The organism is Psychrobacter immobilis, assembly GCF_904846225.1.
Taxonomy (GTDB): domain Bacteria; phylum Pseudomonadota; class Gammaproteobacteria; order Pseudomonadales; family Moraxellaceae; genus Psychrobacter; species Psychrobacter immobilis_F.
This window is the reverse complement of record NZ_CAJGZJ010000006.1, coordinates 86,513-108,742: the sequence shown is the minus strand read 5'-3', so window position 1 is coordinate 108,742 and position 22,230 is coordinate 86,513. Positions and strand designations below refer to the sequence as shown.

The window sequence follows — 22,230 nt, the reverse complement described above, 5'->3', positions numbered from 1 at the left end:
GCTTAGGTGATGGGAAGTAAATTAAGAATGACTAAAGTAATTGGAATTGCAGCTATAGCTAGATCAGGTAAAGACACAGTAGCTTCTATATTATTAAAACATGAAGATGTAACTACATATGCCTTAGCCGACCCGTTAAAAATTGGATGCCAAATATTATTTGGGCTAACCGATGCCGAAACTTGGGATGATGATCTTAAAGAGAAAATAATCCCTCATTGGGGATGGTCACCTAGAAAAATTTTTCAAACGGTTGGAACTGATTGGCTTAGAGAATTGGATTCTGATCATTGGTTATTAAGAGCAAACTTGGCATTTAACCAAAATGAAACCAATAAATTTGATAAATTGCGAATTGACTTTACCGACCCCAAAGCCCCTTTCAGGTTGGCTGCGCAAGCTATTTTTGGGATTACTCAAGAAGAAGCATGGAATCCTTTATTACTAGAGAATAATCATAACTATTGGGATATGACACCAAATCAAATGATTGAATTTCTCTATAGCCATGCTTACTTAGAATTCAGTAACTATCGCTTATTAAGATCAGAAATACCTTTGACTCTCCCTTCAAGGGAAATTCCTGCTTATGGAAAAGACAAAATTGTTGTAATCAAAGATGTTAGATTTGAGAATGAGGCTGACTTCATACGGTCTCACAACGGCAATATATGGCACGTTAAGCGAGACAATGCAGCAAAAGTTATAAGTCACTCCTCTGAAAGAGGAATAGAAATAAAACAAGGAGACATTGTCATTAACAATAATGGTTCCTTAATGGATTTAGAACTAATCATTGAAAAAGAATGGGGAAAGACTAATCGTGAATGAAAGAGATATTCGGAATGTTATATCTGTTGAAACATCCTCTGGTCATGTTATTAAAGCAAGATATTTGAGTATTTCAGGCTTTGAACTTGATAATGAATTATGCCTTGAGCTTCACAGGTTATTCCTTTTTCACTCTAAGGATAGGGTCAATACGTCAGCGTATATTCTGAATCAAGCAATTGAAACGTTTTTTGTATTCATAAATAAGTATAACGAAAAACAACCTAATAAGCTTAAAGTAGACTCTCTTTCAAAAGTACACTCTGAAGCATTTAGAGCCTATATCAGATATTGCCAAAAAAACAAAATAAACCTAGAGATCCCATCAAAACTGAAAGCTGCAATTATTGATTTTTCTGAAAAAACAAAGTTAATACCAATCCCTTCATTACCCAATGTTACAGCTTTTAAAAGCAAAAACAAGCCAACAGAACCATTAGATAAAATTTGTTATGACGATTTGACACAAGCTTTAAAATCAGAAGTAGATCGCCTCTACGAAAAAATTAATTTTATTGAAAAGGTTAATAAGGCAGAGCCATATACATTAGCTGAAGCTCATTCAGAAATATTCCCACCCATGACTAAAGAACGTGTTTTTGCATGGTATGAGATGATACTCAGTGGAGAGGTTTCTACTAGACTTAATATACAGACTCTCTCTATAAAATTAAAAGATTGCATAGATACTGAGTTGTCGGAGTTAATGGAACAATGTGATCCGAAAATACTTGATAAATTCAGAGCTATTTATGAAAGAGATAAAACATTAATCAATACTTCTCAAACAACTCTGCATTTAAAAAAACAGCAAGGATTTGGCTTAAGTAACTGGAATTTTGATGTCTTGAGGGGATTAAAAACCTTAATCGCTAATGGCTATCCAATGCAAAAGACGCTGGATGAAATTGATGCAAAATATTCGGCTGATTCTTGCATCGCTATAGGAGAGTGTGAGGATATTATCCAACTATTGATCTTGCGAATATCCCGTTCACAAAAAAAATATAAGCACCCCCAAATAGACAATTGGGATGCTTTTTTAGGAATGTATTTCCCTTCTATGATTGATTCTGCTGCAATCTACTTAATGCTCGCACTTCAAACTGGGTGGAATAAAGAGACTGTTTTAGCAATTGATCCTAACAATTATGAGCATGTATTAACTGGTGCTTTAAACGAAAATCAATCCATTATCTTCTCAGAAAAACATAGAAGCCAAGATTCTAACCTACCTTATAGTAATTCGAAGGAATTTATAGCTCCAAGCAATAAGGATGATAGATATTCAATCTACAATATTATTCAATTAGCAAAAAATATTGTAGCACCTCTTGAGAGATATTCATTTGATTATATCCCTATGCATCATCAAAAAGATGATTTAAACCCTCTATTTACATGTCTTAGATATTGGGCCGACTGGGTTTCCAAAGGAGGAAGACATACTTCGATATCTCAAAACAAAGCCTTCCAAACCGCAATCAAACATTTTATTAACAAACATGAAATTAAAGAGCATGGAACGCAAATTTCTGCAATTGGCGATCTTACTTCGAGAATTCGTATCACTTGGATGCAAATCAAACGGAAAAATCTTCCTTTGACAGTCGTGAGACTAGTTCAAGGACATAATTCAAAAAACACTACTGATCAATATTACGACAATTCTGGCATAGCAAAACAAGATAGAAAAAACCGTTTAAGAATAGAACAAGAAGAGATCGTTACTTTACTTAGAAATAGGAAATTCAAAGGTATTGTTGGAACAAAAAACGATGAAAATCTAAATACAAACATAGGGCTAAAGATTTTTCATATACCTGGACAAAAAGGCGCTCTATGGGGATGCTCTAATCAATATGACCCAACATGGCTTGAGGCAGAAAATGAAATTTCTAACGGTGAAAAATGTTACTCAATTCAAAATTGTATTTTCTGCAAACAAATTCGACTCTTTGAAGACTCCGTACCTTATTTGATGGAGAGATTACTACATATAAGAGACTTAACGAATGAGACATTTGAGTCTCACTCTATTTTAAATGATGAAAAACTGATTATCGAGTCAATTCTAGATAACTGGAATGATGATGATCACATTAAACATTCAGCAAGATATCAAAGAAAAAATTCACCGCTTTTACCTAGAAATCTAAATGACTTAAAGGTTATTTTTGAGGATGATGATGCTTGATCTAGATAGATATTTTACCATTGAATCTTTACAGAGAGATGAAGGTGAATCTGCTAATAAAGAATGTAATCACTCTTTAGAAACAACGTGCGGGAAAACATCTGGCTCTGCTATTTCACTTTCTGTAAAACTAAGGGAACATTCTAGCCATGACTTTCCTATTTCCGAATACTCTTTATATAGAGACAATGTTTGGTTGCTTGAATACACTACTGGCAAAAACCCTACAAAAATATATTTTTACAAAGAAGACGAAAAATACAATGGTTTAAAACGAGTATTATTATATTACGCAATTCCAGATTTCTCTCTTTCCGGCACTATTAAAAGTTACAACACCACTAAATCTTACTCTAATCTCTTTAATATCTTTATATCCTATGTTTTTAAGCATAATCATTTATCAGCAAATGATCGAACCGATATAGATTGCATTACTCCAAACATGTTAAATGAAGCTCTTGATAGAGCCAAAAATAATAATGATGCCCCAAGGCATTATTCTTCAATGTTTAGTATGATCAGATTATGGTTATCCCTATCACGTCAACGATCCATACCTGAAAAGTATAGACTAGATATTGATTTTACGTCTGTTGATAACAAAAAGAGGCACAAGGATGTTGTTAATCACTTTCAAGGCATAGTATCTACTTGGGTACCATTTTCTGAAAGTGAATTAGCAAAATTAATGGAATATTCACTGTTCTGGCTCGAAAGTGCATTACCAGAATTAATAAATGTACGTGATTATCTCGGTGGACTAGATTTAGCTAAAAAAAGTAGTGCTACTTTCTATTCATGGGAGCCAAATGAAGAATTTGAAAAACTTACGAATATCACAATACATGAAATAAACGTAATGTCTAGTAGTCGAATTTACTCGAAAATAACACTTGAAAATTGGAGCAAACCTTACTCTTATACATGGAAAAATCAATATGCGATAGCCTTAGATCACGTTAGGAATGCTTTGTTTATCTTTGTTGGTCTTCTTATAGGAATGAGAGCAAGAGAGATTGGACAAATCATGCTAGATGATATCTACATTGATAATAACGGAGAATACTGGATTAACATTACACGATTTAAAACGACCAATGACTCAAATTATCAAGGTGAAACTGAAGTAATTCCGATTCCTTCTTTTATCGGTGACTGTGTATCTTCTTTCAAGCATTTGAAAAGCTTATCCGACTTTAATAAGGAAAGTTATTTGTTTCAGTCTAATAAAGGCAGAAAGGTTCTAAATAATTTCACAGATGCACAGATTAAACTCATCACAAATGAGATCAAACGATTTACTGGAATAGAAAGAGTTCATAACCATCGGTTCAGAAAAACAATAGCTGAAATATTAATTAATCGAAGTGAAAAGAATATCGATTTAATTCGGATGCTATTTGGGCATGAGAGCTATGCAATGACACTGAAGTATATAGCTAGAAATCCATTTATGGTTAATGCTATTGCAGAAGCTATTGAGGTGAATTTTACCAAGGACTTTCATGAAGTAGTAAGAAGTATTAGAGATGAATCTTATTCTGGTAAATCAGCGGAAAAAATTGCACATGCTATGATTAAGACTCCAGAAAAATTCGTGGGTAAACAACTTAAACTTCAAGTAATTAACTATGTATCTCACATACTTTCTAGTGGAGAGATGTGGTTTATCCACAGATCTGCATTGGGAACATACTGCATTCATAGCGGGGAAATAAAGAAAGACGACCTACCTCCATGTCTAATTGGAAAGAAAAATTTGGGTCAATTTTTAAGTCCTGATGTAACTAACTGTCAGTTGGATTGTCAATATTGTGTCGCGATTGAAAAATCAAGGAAAGCTATCTCTGACAATATTAACTTTTATCATAGTGTTTTAGAATCTACAGATAACATTGGTAAGAAAGCTGGGAAAATGATTCGTAAAAAACTTGCTGCAAATGAAAAGCACCTAGAAGAATTAGATATGAATCATCACAGAGTCAAAAAGACTCTTAAAATGAAAGTGGTACAATTATGAGTTCAGTAATAACCAGATCTAAAATTGTTAGCGCTATCGTTGAAGAAAAGGTCAAGAATCCTAGCGTTAAACTGAAAATACAAGATATATGCGCAATCGTAGAAATATCTAGACAATCATTTAACCGATACTATTCTGACTTAAAACCCTATATGAAAGGTGAAAAACCTATAAGTGAATTAATTGAGGGTGAAGATGAAATTTCTTCTAATCAGTTATTATGTACCTACCAATCAAAAATTATTGAGTTGCAGAGCAAGCTTCATAATATTGAAGGAGAGCATATTAAAGAAGTAGCTAATATAAAAAATAGTATAACAACTTCACTAATGAATAATGATCTTACTTTGTATGATGCAGACGCTGTTAGATTACAGTTGCAGAAACAAAGTTTACATAATGATAAACTGCTTAATAAGATAAATACTTTGCAAATTGAGCTAAGCAAACAACATATAAAACAAAATGTTGAGCCTGTAATAACTCTCTCATCTGCTAACTTTGAAATTTTAGAAGATAATTTCGGATTAATCTTTAGAAATTATATTGATAAGGATGGTATTGATACTTTCGAAGATGAGAAAGATAACGAAATTGATCATATAATAACTAAGTTGAATAAACTTTCAGCAAATAGAAAAGTTATTACTATCTTATTCATGGAAAGGTATTTATGTAGTTTTAAAAAATTCGTAGAACGTTATGTATTCGATTCTGAAACATTCCATCTATTCACCAGACTACCTATACATTCAAGATCGGAATTGAAGTTAATTTTAAAAAGACTTAGCTGTCAAGTAGAGATAAAAATCTATATTCCTTATTCAGAGTCAGAAGCAATTACTAAAACACAACGTCAATTCTTTTTCAAAAATGTACCTGAGCTTGAATTACAAGCAGCTGATAAGTCATTCATACCCTCAGTTCAGGATGGTTTTGATACAGTTTGCCAATATCGAATCAATCAGGGGGATTAATGATAGTAATCAAGACAATACTTATTGAGTATAAAAGCATTGATACGCTTAGTAATGCTCAGCATTACATTTTAAAAGCTTTACTTCATAATGATAAAGAAATATTGCTCAGCCATCCTAATTTATTTCTTTACAATGAAACAAATGGGACAGTTAACACATCCAGGCGTTATGCAAACATCATATCGCAATTTTATTCATATTTATCTACAGAGGACAAGTTTAGTAGTATTGATATTGGTAAATATCATGTTCTTATTGATAACCATGACATCAGAAAATGGCAAATTTATCGCCAAATCAAGCGAGTAGAAAAACAGTCTATTAAACCTACTTCAAAGACGATTTTTGAAGACGCAAGAATTCTTTTAAATTATGTTAAGTGGCTACACAATGCTGGATATATTACGAATGTTTCAGTACAGCATAAAGATTGGATTGCAAATTTCAAAAATAAGAGAATGCTAAATTATATTCAACAAGAAGCTAAACAAGTCACAGATGCTAAAAATATAAGCATTTTAGATAAGGAAAGAAGACAAAAATCTTCAAAATCTCTAATTACAAATCAAGAGATTAAAGCTCTTCTTGATGCCTATGCTGATTCCGTCTATTCTGCATTATTCAAGCTATCACTTGGTACTGGAATGCGCCCTATAGAACTGGTTCAATTTCCATATATTGGAAATGGAGATAATAAAAGCATTATGCCTTATTCTGAAATGGATAAAGATAAAGCTACTGTAGAATTCAAAGTGGTTGGAAAAGGTAGAAAACTCCGAACTGTCATCATTAATCTCAAAGATTTAAAAGAACTAGATAATACCTATATCAAACCTTTTTATAATGAAAGAAGAAAACTATACCGAGAAAGACATGGTGTTGCTTGCCCACCTTCAGTTTTGTTTTTGAACAAATCTGGCAAACCTATAACTCCAATGATGATTTCAAGACGCTCAAATGATGCCAAATTAAAAGCGATACAGTTTTATCCTGATTTTAGAGAAAAAATTACTTTTTATGAAGCTAGGCACTGGTGGCCAACAATGTTTGCAATTGAATTTTTTAAGGAAAAGCTTCTTAATGAATCTTCAGAGGTTCTTTACGCTGCTTTCGGTGAAGCCTTAAAAAACCAGATGGGGCATGAAGATTTAGAAACCACTTACAAATACTACATAGATATGGCTAGACTAGTATATTCAGCACATCAAGGGACTGTTCATGAGTTACTAACATCACCTCAAAAAACAGTTCAAGAAATGCTTAATGACATGGAACCTGAAAGCATATAGAAAAGCAAGTTATGTAGAAGATACCGTACAAGTAGACTTAGCTAACTGAATGTATCAAAAGAAGTCTATTGTAACTAAGAAAATTGGTAACTGGAAGTTTCATAAAAACTGTGCAACTGCTTATAATCCACTAACAGGAGAATAAGCAATGACTAACCAATCTGACCTTAAGAAAATAGCCCAGCAGATGGCTGGTAGCATGAACAGCTTTGATGACATCAAAGACTTTCAAAAGCAACTCATACAATCTTTTATCGACACTGCCTTAGAAGCTGAGATGGAAGATCATCTAGGCTACCCTAAGCATGAGAAGACAGACAAGCCTAATAAGCGCAATAGTCACACTAAAAAGACAGTGCGTGGCGACACAGGCGATCTTGAGATTTCATCTCCAAGAGGCCGTGAAGGCGCTTTTGAACCTGTCCTAGTGCGTAAGCATCGAAGTCGTATTAGTGGCCTTAATGACAAAATCATATTCTTTTACGCTGAAGGCCAAACCAACATTGAGATCGTCGAAACCATCAAAGAGCTCTATGACGTCGATATATCAAGCTCTCTTGTCTCAAGAGTCACAGATAACATCTTAGAAGACATCGCCGCTTGACAGAACCAGCCACTGAGCAGCATCTATCCTATCGTCTATTTAGACTGCATTGTCGTCAAAGTACGCCAAGATAAGCAGATTATCAACAAGGCTATTTATCTGTCTTTAGGTGTCGCTCTTAACGGTAAAAAAAGAGCTGCTTGGCATGTAGTTATCAGAGAATGAAGGAGCCAAGTTCTGGCTTGGTGTTCTCACTGAATTGCAAAACCGCGGGGTGCAAGATATCATCATTGCCTGTGTCGATGGTCTAAAGGGCTTCTCTGATGCCATCAATACCGTTTATCCCAGAGCCAAGGTTCAGCTGTTTATCGTACATATGGTGCGCTATTCAATGAAGTTTGTACCATGGACGGATAAAAAGGCAGTAGCGGCTGATTTAAAAGCTATCTATGCCGCTGATAGGCTTGAGATAGCACAGGCAAACCTTGAGCACTTTGATAAGACTTGGTGTAAAGAGAGTACCCGCACATGGTTACCTCTTGGCGCAATAACTGGGAGGGCTTAACGGTGTTCTTCGAGTATCCTAAAGACATCAGAAAGGCGATTTATACCACTAATGGGATAGAGTCACTAAACAGTGTGATTCGTACGGCGGTGAATAAGCGTAAGGGGTTCCCGTCTGATCAAGCTGCTTTTAAAGTGGTATATCTAGCAACACAGCAAGCATCCAAAAAGTGGTCAATGTCGATCCTTAACTGGACGTCTGCTTTAAATCGCTTTGTAATTATGTTTGATGACCGTATTAGTAAGTATTTAATCTAAATGGCAGTTGCACAGAATTCGAGATGGTCTGCAGTAACTATTAATACGAAATTATAAAAATGAGCCATTATGAGGCTCATTTTTATAGATTGAAAAAACGATCTAATCTTTTTAAGTTACTATATTCTATTGAATCTGAAGAAAATCCACTTTTTAAGTTGTTAAACGCTATACTTTTAATTTCTGGTTCTAAATTCAGTATTACAGACACCACCTTCTCTAATAAAGATATAATTGAAGAATTTTCAGGATCTAATATTCCCATAACTGATATATATTTATTCCACAAGATTAAATATTCAGAACTAAAATTAGTCTCCATGCCTTTCTCACATTTCCTTCCAAGCCCAGAGTGGATTAACCACGTCGTAATAACTGCCTGCGGTTCGTAATTATCTTCACTCTCAATGAGTTTATAGACTAGAGTTAGTAAAGTCTGTGGACTAATTTTCTGCACATCAACATAAAGAAAAATATCTAAAAATAACTTATATTTTATTTTGAAATTTGTATGAAATAGCATTATCTTGTCAAAAATATATTGAAAATCTGTATCTTTATAATCTAGAACTTCCGGTCTTCCTAAGAAGTAATCTACTGAATCACCTAGAAAATCTAATCTCATATTTAAGTCTATAATACCTAACTTACTGGTACTAACTATTTTTTCTTGTAAAACACTCTTGTCTAACAAATGTTTATCACCTAAATACTCTAGAATATTAAAAATATTTCCAGTCTGAACACCTTTATTTTCTATAGAAACCAATTTGTTAACGTATAAATCATCAGTAATTAAAAGTCCTCTCTTATCCTTTAATGATTTGCCATACTGTAATAAATTTTCCTCATCTAAGTGTATCAAATCTAACTTAGTCAGATTATTTTGTATAGCTTTTAAAATTTCTCCTGCAATATTATTATAAGGGGAAAGTAGAGCATGAGCTGTAAGGTTAAGTTTTTTAAAGAACGTTTCCAAGATAGAAAATCTTGGTAAGGACTCCAAGAAGCTATTAAGAATCCCTAATTCATTGAGAACTAGTATTGAAGTTTCCTCTATTAATAAAATATTAGACGTATCTATTAGGTCTTTAAAATCATTTTTATTTAACTGAGGAGAATGTATAATTTTAAATTCTAATTCTTGATCTGTAGAAGATTTTGATAAAAACCAAGTAGTAAAAATATCTCTAGTATCCTGTAGATATAGTCCTCTCATAAAAAAAGGTATAGGTAATTCCCTACTTCTAAGCTTTTGCTTGTTACTTTCCCATAATTCAATCAGTTCTGGAGTAATACCCGCCATATCTCTCAAAGATTCTAATAATCCTTCAGCACCTTCATCCGTATTGATATTCCCTATCTTAAAAACTTTAGAGTTAGGAAATTTTTTGGTATATTCATTTCGTCTTTCTGTATAATCTGTAAACTGTTTATCATTTTCAAATGGGCTCAAAAGCATGCATAACTGTAAATAATCACCTTCCTGATCACAGTTATTTTGATCTACAAGTGTTCCATATCTTAAAACCGCAGTCTTTGTTTTTTCCGTATAGTCAGCTCTGTTTGGATAGATACTAATAAGTTGTCTAATAATAAAGATTTTATCTTCTATATTAGACGAATTTGCTAAATTCTCTTCAAGTAGTTCGACTACATTATCAATTAAGCCTAATGAAAGAGATAGATTGATAAAAAAATCTTTTTCTTGCTTTCCTATGTCCTCTAACTTAATTACATCTGCAATAATCTGATAGGCAACTCCTACCCTACCTTGATTTTGTAAAGCTGCCGCTTGTACTAGTTTCCATTTTGAAATAGCTATACCTTTAGCAATATTTTTTTCTGCTAATCTTTCTGCATCAGCCCAGCGCCCTGTAGTAATAAAAGCTTGTGCTAGGTCTAAATATCTATTTTTACTCAACTCTCTTGTTTCTAATATACTCTCTGCTAACTCAATTAATTGATTAGCAGTCATACTGTCCCGAGGATTTAAATATCTAATCAGTTGTGCAGCAATAACTAAAGGCTTATCTAAATCTATATATTTTTGATATAAGTTTTGGGTAAACTCCTTATGTCTACTTTTATCTCGGTTGGACTTATTGACAAAATCTTGAATCGCGATGAATGCTTCACCGTCTGGGAGCGACTTTACAATTTCCTCATATCGGGTAGCTAAATTTTTGTCGAACATTGAGTCAGCAATTTCAGCCCCAATACAAAAAATAGCAGGAATATTTTCTCTAGAAGAACTTAATAAAATACTTTCATATTTTTGAATTAACGACAAACATAGTTTAGATTTATTTAAATTATGGCATGAGAGGATGTGCATACCACATTCATCACCATCTAGTGATTCTAGCTTTTCAAGTAATTCGATTACTTTTGTATGTTGCCCACAATTAAATAATATACGAACATATGATCGTATGACTTCTGAATGTGATGCTCTTTCACTTAAAATCTCATCAAAATAACAGGTAAGCTCTTCTAATTTGTTAAAATATCCGTAAATTAATCCACTTATATCTATAAGCATAGTAATATCATTTGGATATCCTAGCTTTTTAGCTGCAACCCATGCTTTCTGTAATGAACTAAATGCTTGCTTCATCCCTTCTAGATCGTAATCAGGTCTCCCCTCAATAGGAAGAATCTCTCCATATATTCCCACATCATTTGAAGATTTCTGGAATAACCTTCTAGCAGCTAGTGCATTAAAAATATAGGTTTTTCTATCATCCTCAAATTCATGGCCTAAATTTTCTTCAATGATGAGGTCTAGTTCTTCATGAAGAAATCCTATAGTACATATAACCATTTGCATCATAATTTCAGTGGGGTAATATCGTTTTAGCAGTTGTAGAGCCTCTGTAGGTCTCTTAAGCATTGCTAGAATTTTAGCTTTCAGTGCGCATTCTGGAAGACTGCTACTCCCTAGTGTATCAAGTGATTCTTCGAGCTCATCTTGTGAAAGTGTTGAGTCTAGTTTAAATTTTGACTCTAAGTATGCCAAACGATATCGATCTTTAGAACTCTTCTCTTGTGCTAACTTAAAGTATTTTTCCGCATCATCACGAAATCCTTCATGAGACAGAATATTACCTCTTTGATAGTAAAACTCTGCCATTTCATGAGTACTAAAGTTATCTTTTTTAGTATTTAGTTTGTCTAATACTACTTTCGCAGCCTGTATGCGATTATTTGATAAATAATCTGAACACATCTTTAAATCAGTTGAAACCTCATCCTTAGGATTATCAATCCAAGGGGCTTCATTTTTCAGTTCAATCGATTTTAAAAAAATAGGCTTTTCATCGATATTTTTTGCAATTAAACTTAAAGTATCCAACACAGGTCTTTCTAATCCGTTAATACCCTTTCTAATCTCGGAGAATGCTAGCTTTTCTTGAAATCTATTCGCATAAAAACTATATATATTTAATTCCTGATTTAGCAGGTTCGTAGTAGGAATGTTTATCGAAATAGTTTTTTGACTATTCAACTTTTTAGCATTTTCGTCAAACCATTTCTCATCAAGCCAAAAATAATAAATAGGACACTCATAAAACTTTTTTTCATCTCGAATATCTACAACCGCTACCATCACAAGAGGTTCTTGTTGGTGATAAAATGCTAATGTAGTGGTTTTGAAGTCGTAAGAGATAGATGTATGAGTTTTATTATATGTTGGTGACATAGTACCTTTGAGCTGTAGATAGAAGCTAAACTCGACTTGACTACTGTCATTTTTCAACTGTATTAGATAATCAATTCCAAAGTCTGAATCACCATCTAGTTCTTTATCTATCCAATCAAGGGGCATATGATTAGACAAAGCTTTTTTCGCTAATCGTCCAATTCTTTGGCTATCACCTTCTTTAGGTAAATTTTTCACACTCATCCCCTGACCATTTATAAAATAAAGATTACTTATAATCGGCTTTGTTGCAAAAATCTATCAATAATGTCTTATTTATAAAAATAATTATCAGATGAATAAATCTGCAACCAAAACTTACTGTACAACCAATTGGTCAACCTATAACGAGTCTCTAATCAGTTGTATCTTGAATTCGAGTCGCTTGTAAAAGTGCTAACTTTTAAAATTTGTATACGATAGAGCCCATCCACCATGTTTACATTTTCAGAATCTGATGATCAAATTTAGGCTCTTGTTTCGTTTACTTTAGTTTCCAAAAGACTATATAAATTGAATAACCTAATATGTTTACATTTATAGCCTATATTTTGGCATTAGATCTTTAGACCTAAGGGATAACCTGCTTTTCAAACACTAATCACGAGTTTACATAAAAAATAACGGATTATAAAGAGTCAGTAAATCGATCACATATCACCCATGTACCGCGTTGCAGGGCTGGCAGAATCACTTGCTGCATATGATCGCTTCGCGCCGCAAATAGCAGCAGCAGCTCTGTATCGTCAGTAATATCGGTGGCTGGATCCAATAATATCTCGCGCAAACGCTCCGCAAATGGACTACCGCCTGGCTCACGGGTACGCTGATATTTAATACCACTATCTTGCAAGCGCGCGCACAGCTGTTCAATCGCCGTCGTTTTACCCACGCCTTCGGTTCCCTCAAAGCTAATAAAGCGCCCTTGATTAGGCTTAATGGACGTTTGAGACAAATTGGCTTCAGAGAGATTGGTTTCAGAAAAATTAGCTGATATCGAACTGGTTTTTATAGGTGCTGACATGATATGACCTTGTGTCACTCATGAGCGTTATATTTTTTATAACACTCATCAAATGATAAGTTGCTTAGGGCGTGTTGAAAATTCACAAATAGGTACTGCTGTAAAAAACTAACTTACTGTGGCGGCATTTGCGCTTTCTTTTCACGCATGACGCTTAAATAATCTTTGACCGCTTGATTGTGGTCAGTCAAGCTATTGGTAAATTTATGCCCACCTGTGCCTGTTGCCACAAAATACAACGCCTCACTATCTGCTGGATGCAACGTCGCTTCGATAGAAGCAGCAGAAGGCAGAGCGATTGGCGTTGGTGGTAGACCATCAATTTGATAAGTATTATACGAGGTCTTTTCGTTGATATCTTTACGGCGAATATTACCTTCGTAACGACTGCCCATACCGTAGATAATCGTTGGATCGGTTTGCAGACGCATGCCTTTATTCAAGCGATTTTTAAACACCGCTGATACTATGGCACGCTCTTCTGCCACACTGGTTTCTTTTTCGATAATGGACGCCATTACTAATGCTTCATAAGGGCTCTTATAAGGCAAATCTGCTGCGCGGTTTTCCCACGCTTTGGTAAGTGCTTGCTGCTGACGTTTATACAAGTCCATCAATACCTGCTTATCACTGGTACCTTCACCATAATAATAAGTATCAGGGGCAAACCAGCCTTCCAGATTATGATTGACGATAGGATCGCCACTATTGACGACGCTATCGGGCAATATGCCAACCAAGTCCAAAGCCTGCGCAATGCTGGTATTGTCGCTATCAGGGGTCAGTACTTCTTTTTTGAGGCCATTATTGTCACGTAGTGCCTGATATAAATCTTTGGAGGTTTTGCCTTCGATAATTTGCACTTTTACCATTGCCGCTTTTGCACCTTGCGCAAGCACTTGCAACGCCTCAGCGATGGTTGGGTTCTCTGGTAGTTGATAAATACCGGCATGTAATGGCGCACCTACTTGCGATTTGATATAAAGCTTGGCAACACTGGCAGAAAATAGTGGAATCTGCTGTTGCCACTGCGGCAATAATCCGTAGTAGGTCTGACCTTTTTCTATCGTAACCATCTGCTGTGGTTGCTCAATACGTCCAAACAACGTTTGGTAAACCATCACTAAGAAAAACGCGGCAATAAGCCCAAGAACAAGTAATACCTGATAACCACGCTGCATAAAAAACGATGGATTGTCTGCTTTATATTTGCGTGGTTTGCTGTCCCCACTGATGAGCGAGACATCTGTTGCAGGTGTTTCTCTTACGCCATTCTCGACGGGTTTTGAGTCTGGTAGCGTGGTATCAACACGCTCCTGAGCGGTGCTATCTTGATTATTTGATGGCGTATCATTAGGACGTTCAGGAGGCGTTTCAGATGTAGGCTTGCTCATGGCAACTCGCGAGGCAGATGTTTGCTAGAATTTAGCACTGAACCGTGTGATTTTCAATGGGTTTTGCTTAGCTTGTGAATTAACTTGGTATTAATACGCATTTATGTGGTTCAATATTTATGCGCTTTTATTGATATTTCTAGGGCGTGTCATCATTTAGATTGTGAGGCTTAAAATGAGATAAATGGCAGTTAAACAAGGAAAATAACGCAGATAATATCGAGATATTAACCCGTTATTTGACGATGTTTGGCAAAATTTAGCCATTTTAAGACCACTAAATGATTAAGTGTGCTAATTGATGACATGCCCTAGTTTATCTATTACAAAGAAAACTCATTATGAATCTACATTTCAATCGACATCTTGCCGCAAACTATAAATCTGAATCTCAATTTAATATTTTTAAATACGATTGAACTGGTTAAAAACCTATAACCTCATCCGCCAATAACGTCAGACTTTTCATGGGCATGATGCCGCGCAGTGCATTGCAAAAGAATAACTGCTTTAAATTTGGCAAATCTTCATCTTGTAATGACCTAATGATAACTGGCTGTTCTGTGTTGGATAAGGCGTCGATAATCACTTGCCGCATTACGCCAGCGACGCCTGATTTTGCCATAGATGGCGTGTACCATTGACCAGCGGTTAGATAATTGGTATCGCCTTTATCAGCGTCAACGGTGTTTTTTGACTCTGACAACTGATAAAACACATTACTCATCGTACCCTCAACCCAGCGCCCGCTCATATCACGCAGCAGCCCCTCGCCGATACTTTGTTCTGCATGAGATTTTAATGGATCGGCTTTGATGCGTTGTAGCTCCGCACTTGCCAGCACGGTATCGAGTCGATTGAGGCTTTTAAGACCTGCCAGTGGCGGCGGCAAGCAGGCAAGCTGCGAAGACAAACAAATGGCAGCGCTGATAGGCTGTACAGGGATGAATTTTCCGTCAGTTAGTCGCAGCTGCTCGGTAGTAGCGACCGTCATTTCAGAGGATTTTAGCCAAACCTCGCAAGCACTGCCAGCGTCGCTGACCGTATAGCCATAACCACGAACTTCTTGCGTGCTACGAGTCACGATAAGTTTTAGCACGCCTTGTCGTAGGCGCTGCGCATGGATTTGTAATGTGGTTAGTAGTGAATGGCTATCTAAATTAAATTGCAAGGCTTTAGCATGAGAAATAAGGCGCTGATGATGATGGTCTGAGCATAATATCAGCCCATCAATAACGCCCATAGTGGTAAAAAAACCATCGCCGTATGCCAATCCACGATTGTCCAATGGCATGGTGGCATTTGGGACATCTGTCATATCGTCTGATGACTGTAGACAGAGCCAGCTGCTAGGCGACGGCGTTATGACCACCACCGCTTAGCTATTATCTGTTTGAGCAGCGGATTTATTGATGATCAGCATACAACTATAAAACTCACATTTTGCCAGTTCTACTTTTTGACCACCGACGACTTTATTTTTGGTGATTTGATTGTTGAGCATATCAGCAACCATCGTACCACCCTCGTCACCCATCAATTGGCGCGCCAGTTTGTGCGCTTTTTTGGCATGGTTTTGGCTCAGCTTTTTTTCTTTGTCAGAGTCGGTAGGATTGGCATAATACCAGCCAAGCTCAAGGTACTTTTCGGAATCAATAATATCCAAATAAGGCGCATCGGTTTTCATAAAGCGATATTTAGTCGCAGGATTACTAGCATAATCTAGGCTGTTTTTATCGGTGCTCACCACTTTGCCAAAAGTCGATTTTATACCATCCAACTCGTCAATGCTAAGCGATTTAACGCTGTCAGCACCCCATGCCAAGACATCATACTTCACTGGCGTGGCTTGCTGAGTCGTCGCTCCATCTAAATCCCCCTTCGCCGGAACACTGTTCTGAGCTGTCGTGTCATTAGCGACTGTCTGTTCGCTGGTGCTTGCGTTAGTGTCTTGATTTTGGGCATCGTCTGTACTGCTATTACAGCCGCTTAACGACACACCAACCGCCATTATCGTACCGACCAAAAAGGTCTGTAGGGTAGTATTCCACATGGACAATTTACTCACAATTTTAGATTGGTCTCAATATAGTATTAACGAGCGAGCAGATATGCCGCTGATAATAAACAATGTTTTTTATTAACCACCTATCTTAGCATTTGGATTTTTATAGTCGAACACTCACTAAAGAATATTAATAATTTTGCATATTCTATAGTTTACCCAACTGCGTAACAATTGACTACCCTTTACGTTACGGATAACGCTCCTAGAGAGTACAGATTTGTTAAAGATATAACGTATCAAAACGTCTTTTCTATTCAAGCGCTTATTTGCTCAGTCTTCGGTTTGTTAAATATAACAGTATCCCTTATGATAAGTGAGTTCTAACCACTATCGTTGATCCACTATAAAACAGACACAGTGCTACTGGTATAAATTTTGCGCTGCCTCTGTCTGCGCAGGCACAGCAAGCAAGGAAAATTTATACCAGTAGCGCGTGATAATATTTGTATCTCTTTTATCTAGGACTGACTATATTTTAGTAAAAAATTTAGTAATAATTTTGTCTCCCACAGCCAGCGGACCATTTATGACTCAGCACTTTATCGTTATTGGCAATCCAATTGCCCATAGTAAATCCCCTGAAATTCATACGCTATTTGCCACGCAAACAGGCATTGATATTCGCTATCAACGTCAGTATTGCCCTGATGATGAGGCCAGCTTTATAGCAGTCATTGAGGCATTTTTTCGTGGCGGCGGTGTGGGTGCCAACGTTACGGTACCGTTTAAACAAGTCGCTTATGATTGCTGCTTGGCGCGTGGCGGCCTATCAGAGCATGCCAAAGTGACAGGCGCGGTCAATACGTTACTGTTAAATAAAACATTGTTAGACAATGGCGCGTCGGTAGCAGAGGCCGTCTACGGTGACAACACAGACGGTCAAGGATTGGTCAACCATATAACGAGCTTGAGTTGGCCGCTTGATGGCGCTCACGTTGCACTCATTGGCGCAGGTGGCGCGGCGCGCGGTGTCATAATGCCACTGATTGAATCAGGTATTGCCACTCTTACCATCGCCAATCGCACCTTAAATAAGGCGACAGATTTGGTCAATGAGCTGAGCAATGCCAGTCCTATCATTAATGAGCAGCAGATTAAAACTTGTCGCACAGCGGAGTTAAGCGGACAGTTTGATCTCATTATCAATGCCACATCCATTGGCTTATCAGATGCTACGTTACCACTTAGTGCAGCGCTAAACTGTCAGTATGCCTACGACATGATGTATGGGCGAACGTTGCCGTTTTTGCAGCATTTTGCCGCACGCGGCGCGCAGATATCCGACGGTTATGGCATGCTTATTGGACAAGCGGCATTAAGTTTTGAGCATTGGACGGGGCACACTATTGATGTGGCACAAGCAACTAAAATCTTAAATAAAAGCTAGATGAAATATTGTTAGTTCTAGATAAAAGAGATACAAATATTATCACGCGCTACTGAGACAAATTTTCCTTGCTTGCTGTGCCTATGCAGACAGAGGCAGCGCAACATTTATACCAGTAGCACTGTATCTACTTTATAGTGGATCGACTATAGTTATAGATGAAATAATTATAGACAACATATTCAGAAGTAACGTAGTCAATAAAAAAAGGCGTATAAATTCAGTTTATACGCCTTGATTGCCTCTCTTTTTATTCCAACCAAAACGCCTTAGCCAAAACGCGCCAGCAGCCAATTTTCCATGCGCCGTATCGGCACACGCAGATTGGTCGAATGTATCACTACCCCGCCACTGAGACCAACCAAGCAACCAATCGCCGTATCGAATAAGCGCGCCTGAATCACCGATTGATAGACTTGCTCAGACAAGGGCAAACCACTGCCATATTCAGCAATAAATATCGTCAACGGCGTAATAAATATCACGGCCAAGCCATAATGCCGATCTACCAAATTCTCAATAAAAAGCATCATAATCAAAACGGTCAGTGCCACGCCCCATATCGATAAACCCCAAGACAACATCCAGCCCGCCAGCCCCATGCCTACGATGGTGCCCAGCAAACGATGTATTTGCTTAATCCACATGGTACGTAAATGAATACCTTGAATAATCAGAAAACAGCTGATTGCTGCCCAATATGGATTGGTCAGATTTAGGAGTAATGCTAAGAGTAATGCCAGACTGACAAACCCAGCCACAACGATACTTTCAGTAATCGTGTCTGGCTCATAACAATAGGTAGGCGTCGGCGTAGCTGGGCGCGTCGCTAATAAAAACAGCGAATACAGCAGCGACATGACGAGAGCAAAGCCACTACCCAGCATCACCAAACCTATTGCTGGCATAATGTCCTCTAAAGGCAGTGGTATAAATAACGCAATAGCACCTGCCATCATGGTGAATAAACCTGCTGGCGGTGGTTGACGATAATAACGTCCAAAAATGACGATACCAAAGGCCATTAAAGCAAATATCGGCAATTTTAATAAGGGGATTTGCTGACCAATTAAGCCCAATGCAAAGCATAACGACATGGCAAACCCCCACGCCATTACCGTCACTAGCCGATAAGGCAGTTTGCCAGCCAATGGGGTATTTAAAAAAACCATTGCGCCCAAAGATGCCTTAATACCTGATGGCAACGCACCAAAATAGGCACCCACGAATACGGGGAAGCTAATGGTAATCGCCGCGATAATTGGCATATGCCAAGGTCGCTTACTATGGTTAACCATCAATAGATGACTTAGCTCACCACTGATTAACCTCTCTATGCGAGCAAACAATTCTGTCAGCCAAGAAGCTGGTTTTGGCTCGTGCTTAAGCGCACTCATCATTGGTGCTCCTTATATTGTAGACACACTGAAATGTCGTTATTTTAATACGATGAGATCTATTGTAAAGACATGCTTATAGTCTGACCACTATAAAATTACTACAGCGTCGACCTCGCTTATCATACTAATCTACGACTGGCACTCGATTTGCTTGTATTGACATCATTTTGGATTGACTATAGCAATGACTATAAATAAAAAACAAACCAATCGATTGATAACTTATTATTTATTTTTTAGGTATATATTATGAATATTAGTTATTGGTTATATATTTGTCGTCATAGAAGACTTATACTGAGATTACTTCTGTGATGCCGTTTTTATCAAACAAGTCTGGATTAGCCATCAAAATCATTTATCTTTTTTTAATAATTTTTGTTGTTAATAACGCTAAGTGACAGTCAAAGATACGGCCTCACTTCATCCCAAATAATTAAACAACCCTTTATGTTACCCATGGCCGAATAATTCAGCCCACAATCTATGATAATGAATAAATAAAGAGAGCGACTATGTTAACTTACAAAGCACCTTTACGTGATATCAAATTTTTGATCAACGATGTTTTTGATTTTCAAAAGCATTATAAAGACTTGGATAATGGCGAAAACGCAGATCCTGAAACCGTTGATATGATCTTGCAAGGCATGGCTGATTTTGCCGAAAATGTCCTCGCGCCTATTTATCAATCCGCTGATGAAGAAGGCTGTCATTTTGAGAATGGTGTCGTGACCACACCTAAAGGCTTTAAAGAAGCCTACAATCAGTTTGTTGAAGGTGGCTGGCAAGGTATCTCGTATCCTGAAGAATATGGCGGTATGAACTTACCTATGTCAATTAACTTGATTAAAGGTGAGATAATCGGCACTGCAAACTGGCCATGGGCGATGTATTCTGGTCTATCTATCGGTTGTATCAACACGCTATTACAGTATGGTTCTGACGAGCAAAAAGCGCTTTATTTACCTAAGCTGGTTGAAGGTACTTGGGCTGGCACCATGTGCTTGACAGAGCCGCAGTGTGGTACTGATTTGGGACAGGTTAAATCAAAGGCCATCCCTCAAGATGACGGTACTTATAAAATTAGTGGTACCAAGATTTTTATCTCAAGTGGCGAGCACGATTTAACAGAAAACATCGTCCATATCGTTTTAGCACGTCTACCGAATGCGCCAGAAGGCACGCGCGGTATCTCACTATTTATCGTACCAAAATTCACCCCCACTGCTGAAGGGGAAATGGGTGAGCGCAACGCCGTTGTTTGTGGATCAATAGAACACAAAATGGGTATCAGCTCGTCTTCTACCTGTGTACTGAACTTCGATGGTGCGACCGGTTACCTCATTGGTGAACCAAACAAAGGCCTAAAGGCAATGTTTACCTTTATGAACACGGCTCGTATCGGTACTGGTATCCAAGGTCTGGCACACACTGAATTGTCTTTCCAAAACGCGTTACCGTATGCAAAAGAGCGCCGTTCTATGCGCACGCTATCGGGTACCAAAGACCCTGAAAAAGTCGCTGATGCCATCATTCATCATGCCGACGTACGCCGTATGCTACTGACACAAAAAGCCTTTGCTGAAGGTGGCCGCTCAATGATTTATCATTCAGCACGCTATGCCGATAAAATGGCACAAGGCATCGCAAATGGTGATGACGAAGCCTTCGAAAAATGGGATGACAAACTGGGCTTCTACACGCCTATCCTAAAAGGTTTCCTCACTGAACTGGGTATCGAAGCGGCGAAACATGGTCAGCAAATCTATGGTGGTCATGGCTATATCAAAGAATGGGGCATGGAGCTAATCGCTCGTGATGCTCGTATTGCCACTTTGTACGAAGGCACAACTGGCGTACAAGCGCTTGATTTGCTGGGTCGTAAAGTGATCTTGCAGTCTAAAGGCAAAATCATTCGTGATTACACCTCAAGCATCATGAAATGGTGTGGTGAGTACGCGCTTGACAAAGACATGCGTAAATTTGTTTGGGCATTGACCAAGTTATGTGCTGAGTGGAACACCCTAACAGTACGTTTGATGCTAATGGCTCGTAAAGACCGTGAAATCATCTCAGCTGCATCAGAGGATTTCTTGATGTACTCAGGCTATGTCATGATGGGTTATCATTGGGCGCGTATGGCGGCTATCGCTTATGACAAGCTCAAAAATGGCGGCACTGAAGCACCAGAATTCTACAAAGCCAAAGTTCAAACCGCTGAATTCTATTTTGATAAGCTATTACCACGCACATCTGGTCACGCAGAAGCAATGGTCGCACCAAGCGACAGCATGACGTCGATGGAAATCGAACACTTTGCTTTCTTAGACTAAGACTAGGGCGTGTCCTCAATCTGAAAATGGTGATAAAAATAAGATAAATGGCAGCCAAACAAGGAAAATAGTGCAGATAATATCGAGATATTGACTAGCTATTTGACGTAGTTTGGCAAGATTTAGCTATTTTTAGCCCACTTAGTTGCTTTTGTTCAGATTGGGGACACCCCCTAGATACAAGTGATACGATAACTGATAAAAAAGCGCCTAGCATTTAGGCGCTTTT

The 22,230-nt window shown here is 37.4% G+C and carries 12 protein-coding genes and 2 pseudogenes; 8 read left to right on the top strand and 6 right to left on the bottom strand.

Annotation, left to right across the window (positions count from 1 at the left end):
• Positions 1-9 precede the first annotated feature (9 nt).
• The 6 genes and pseudogenes from JMX48_RS06460 to JMX48_RS06435 all read left to right on the top strand — a co-directional run bounded on the left by JMX48_RS06460 (position 10) and on the right by JMX48_RS06435 (position 8,686).
• Positions 10-831 (top strand): deoxynucleotide monophosphate kinase, encoded by an 822-nt coding sequence (locus tag JMX48_RS06460; protein WP_201535748.1) that lies wholly within the window; start codon positions 10-12, stop codon positions 829-831.
• Positions 824-3,028: a hypothetical protein gene (locus JMX48_RS06455; RefSeq protein WP_201535746.1), complete on the top strand. Its 2,205-nt coding sequence runs from the start codon at positions 824-826 to the stop codon at positions 3,026-3,028. Before JMX48_RS06460 ends, JMX48_RS06455 begins: the two co-directional genes overlap by 8 nt.
• Positions 3,015-5,051 carry a tyrosine-type recombinase/integrase gene (locus tag JMX48_RS06450; RefSeq protein WP_201535744.1) on the top strand — a complete coding sequence of 679 codons (2,037 nt, stop codon included), beginning with the start codon at positions 3,015-3,017 and terminating at the stop codon, positions 5,049-5,051. The genes JMX48_RS06455 and JMX48_RS06450 overlap by 14 nt, the downstream gene beginning before the upstream one ends.
• Positions 5,048-6,028 carry a hypothetical protein gene (locus JMX48_RS06445; protein WP_201535742.1) on the top strand — a complete coding sequence of 327 codons (981 nt, stop codon included), beginning with the start codon at positions 5,048-5,050 and terminating at the stop codon, positions 6,026-6,028. The genes JMX48_RS06450 and JMX48_RS06445 overlap by 4 nt, the downstream gene beginning before the upstream one ends.
• A complete protein-coding gene (locus JMX48_RS06440; RefSeq protein WP_201535740.1) occupies positions 6,028-7,320 on the top strand; it encodes a tyrosine-type recombinase/integrase in 1,293 nt (430 codons plus the stop codon). The genes JMX48_RS06445 and JMX48_RS06440 overlap by 1 nt, the downstream gene beginning before the upstream one ends.
• Before the next feature lie 148 nt (positions 7,321-7,468).
• A pseudogene (locus JMX48_RS06435) lies at positions 7,469-8,686 on the top strand (IS256 family transposase).
• 82 nt (positions 8,687-8,768) lie between these two features.
• Here the strand turns inward: JMX48_RS06435 and JMX48_RS06430 are convergent.
• From JMX48_RS06430 to JMX48_RS06410, 5 genes and pseudogenes are all read right to left on the bottom strand, one after another.
• Positions 8,769-12,596 carry a DUF4365 domain-containing protein gene (locus JMX48_RS06430; RefSeq protein WP_201535737.1) on the bottom strand — a complete coding sequence of 1,276 codons (3,828 nt, stop codon included), beginning with the start codon at positions 12,594-12,596 and terminating at the stop codon, positions 8,769-8,771.
• Between the two features lie 430 nt (positions 12,597-13,026).
• Positions 13,027-13,416 (bottom strand): annotated as a pseudogene (gene tmk, locus JMX48_RS06425) (dTMP kinase); the annotation flags it as partial.
• Positions 13,417-13,529: 113 nt separating this feature from the next.
• Positions 13,530-14,810, bottom strand: a complete 1,281-nt coding sequence (gene mltG / locus JMX48_RS06420; protein ID WP_201535734.1) for an endolytic transglycosylase MltG — start codon at positions 14,808-14,810, stop codon at positions 13,530-13,532.
• A 424-nt stretch (positions 14,811-15,234) separates the two neighbouring features.
• Positions 15,235-16,128: an aminotransferase class IV gene (locus tag JMX48_RS06415; RefSeq protein ID WP_227687927.1), complete on the bottom strand. Its 894-nt coding sequence runs from the start codon at positions 16,126-16,128 to the stop codon at positions 15,235-15,237.
• Between the two features lie 60 nt (positions 16,129-16,188).
• On the bottom strand, positions 16,189-16,863 hold the full coding sequence (locus tag JMX48_RS06410; RefSeq protein ID WP_201535731.1) for a hypothetical protein: 675 nt from the start codon (positions 16,861-16,863) through the stop codon (positions 16,189-16,191).
• A 541-nt stretch (positions 16,864-17,404) separates the two neighbouring features.
• Between JMX48_RS06410 and aroE the strand changes: the two genes are divergently transcribed.
• The gene (gene aroE, locus JMX48_RS06405; RefSeq protein ID WP_201535728.1) at positions 17,405-18,265 is read left to right on the top strand and encodes a shikimate dehydrogenase; all 861 of its coding nucleotides are present in this window, start codon (positions 17,405-17,407) and stop codon (positions 18,263-18,265) included.
• Between the two features lie 269 nt (positions 18,266-18,534).
• On the opposite strand, the gene JMX48_RS06400 is transcribed toward aroE, so the two are convergent.
• Positions 18,535-19,662, bottom strand: coding sequence for an FUSC family protein (locus JMX48_RS06400; RefSeq protein WP_201535725.1), 1,128 nt, complete (start codon positions 19,660-19,662; stop codon positions 18,535-18,537).
• A gap of 518 nt (positions 19,663-20,180) precedes the next feature.
• Here JMX48_RS06400 and JMX48_RS06395 point away from each other — a divergent pair.
• A complete protein-coding gene (locus JMX48_RS06395; RefSeq protein ID WP_201535723.1) occupies positions 20,181-22,001 on the top strand; it encodes an acyl-CoA dehydrogenase C-terminal domain-containing protein in 1,821 nt (606 codons plus the stop codon).
• Positions 22,002-22,230: the final 229 nt, after the last annotated feature.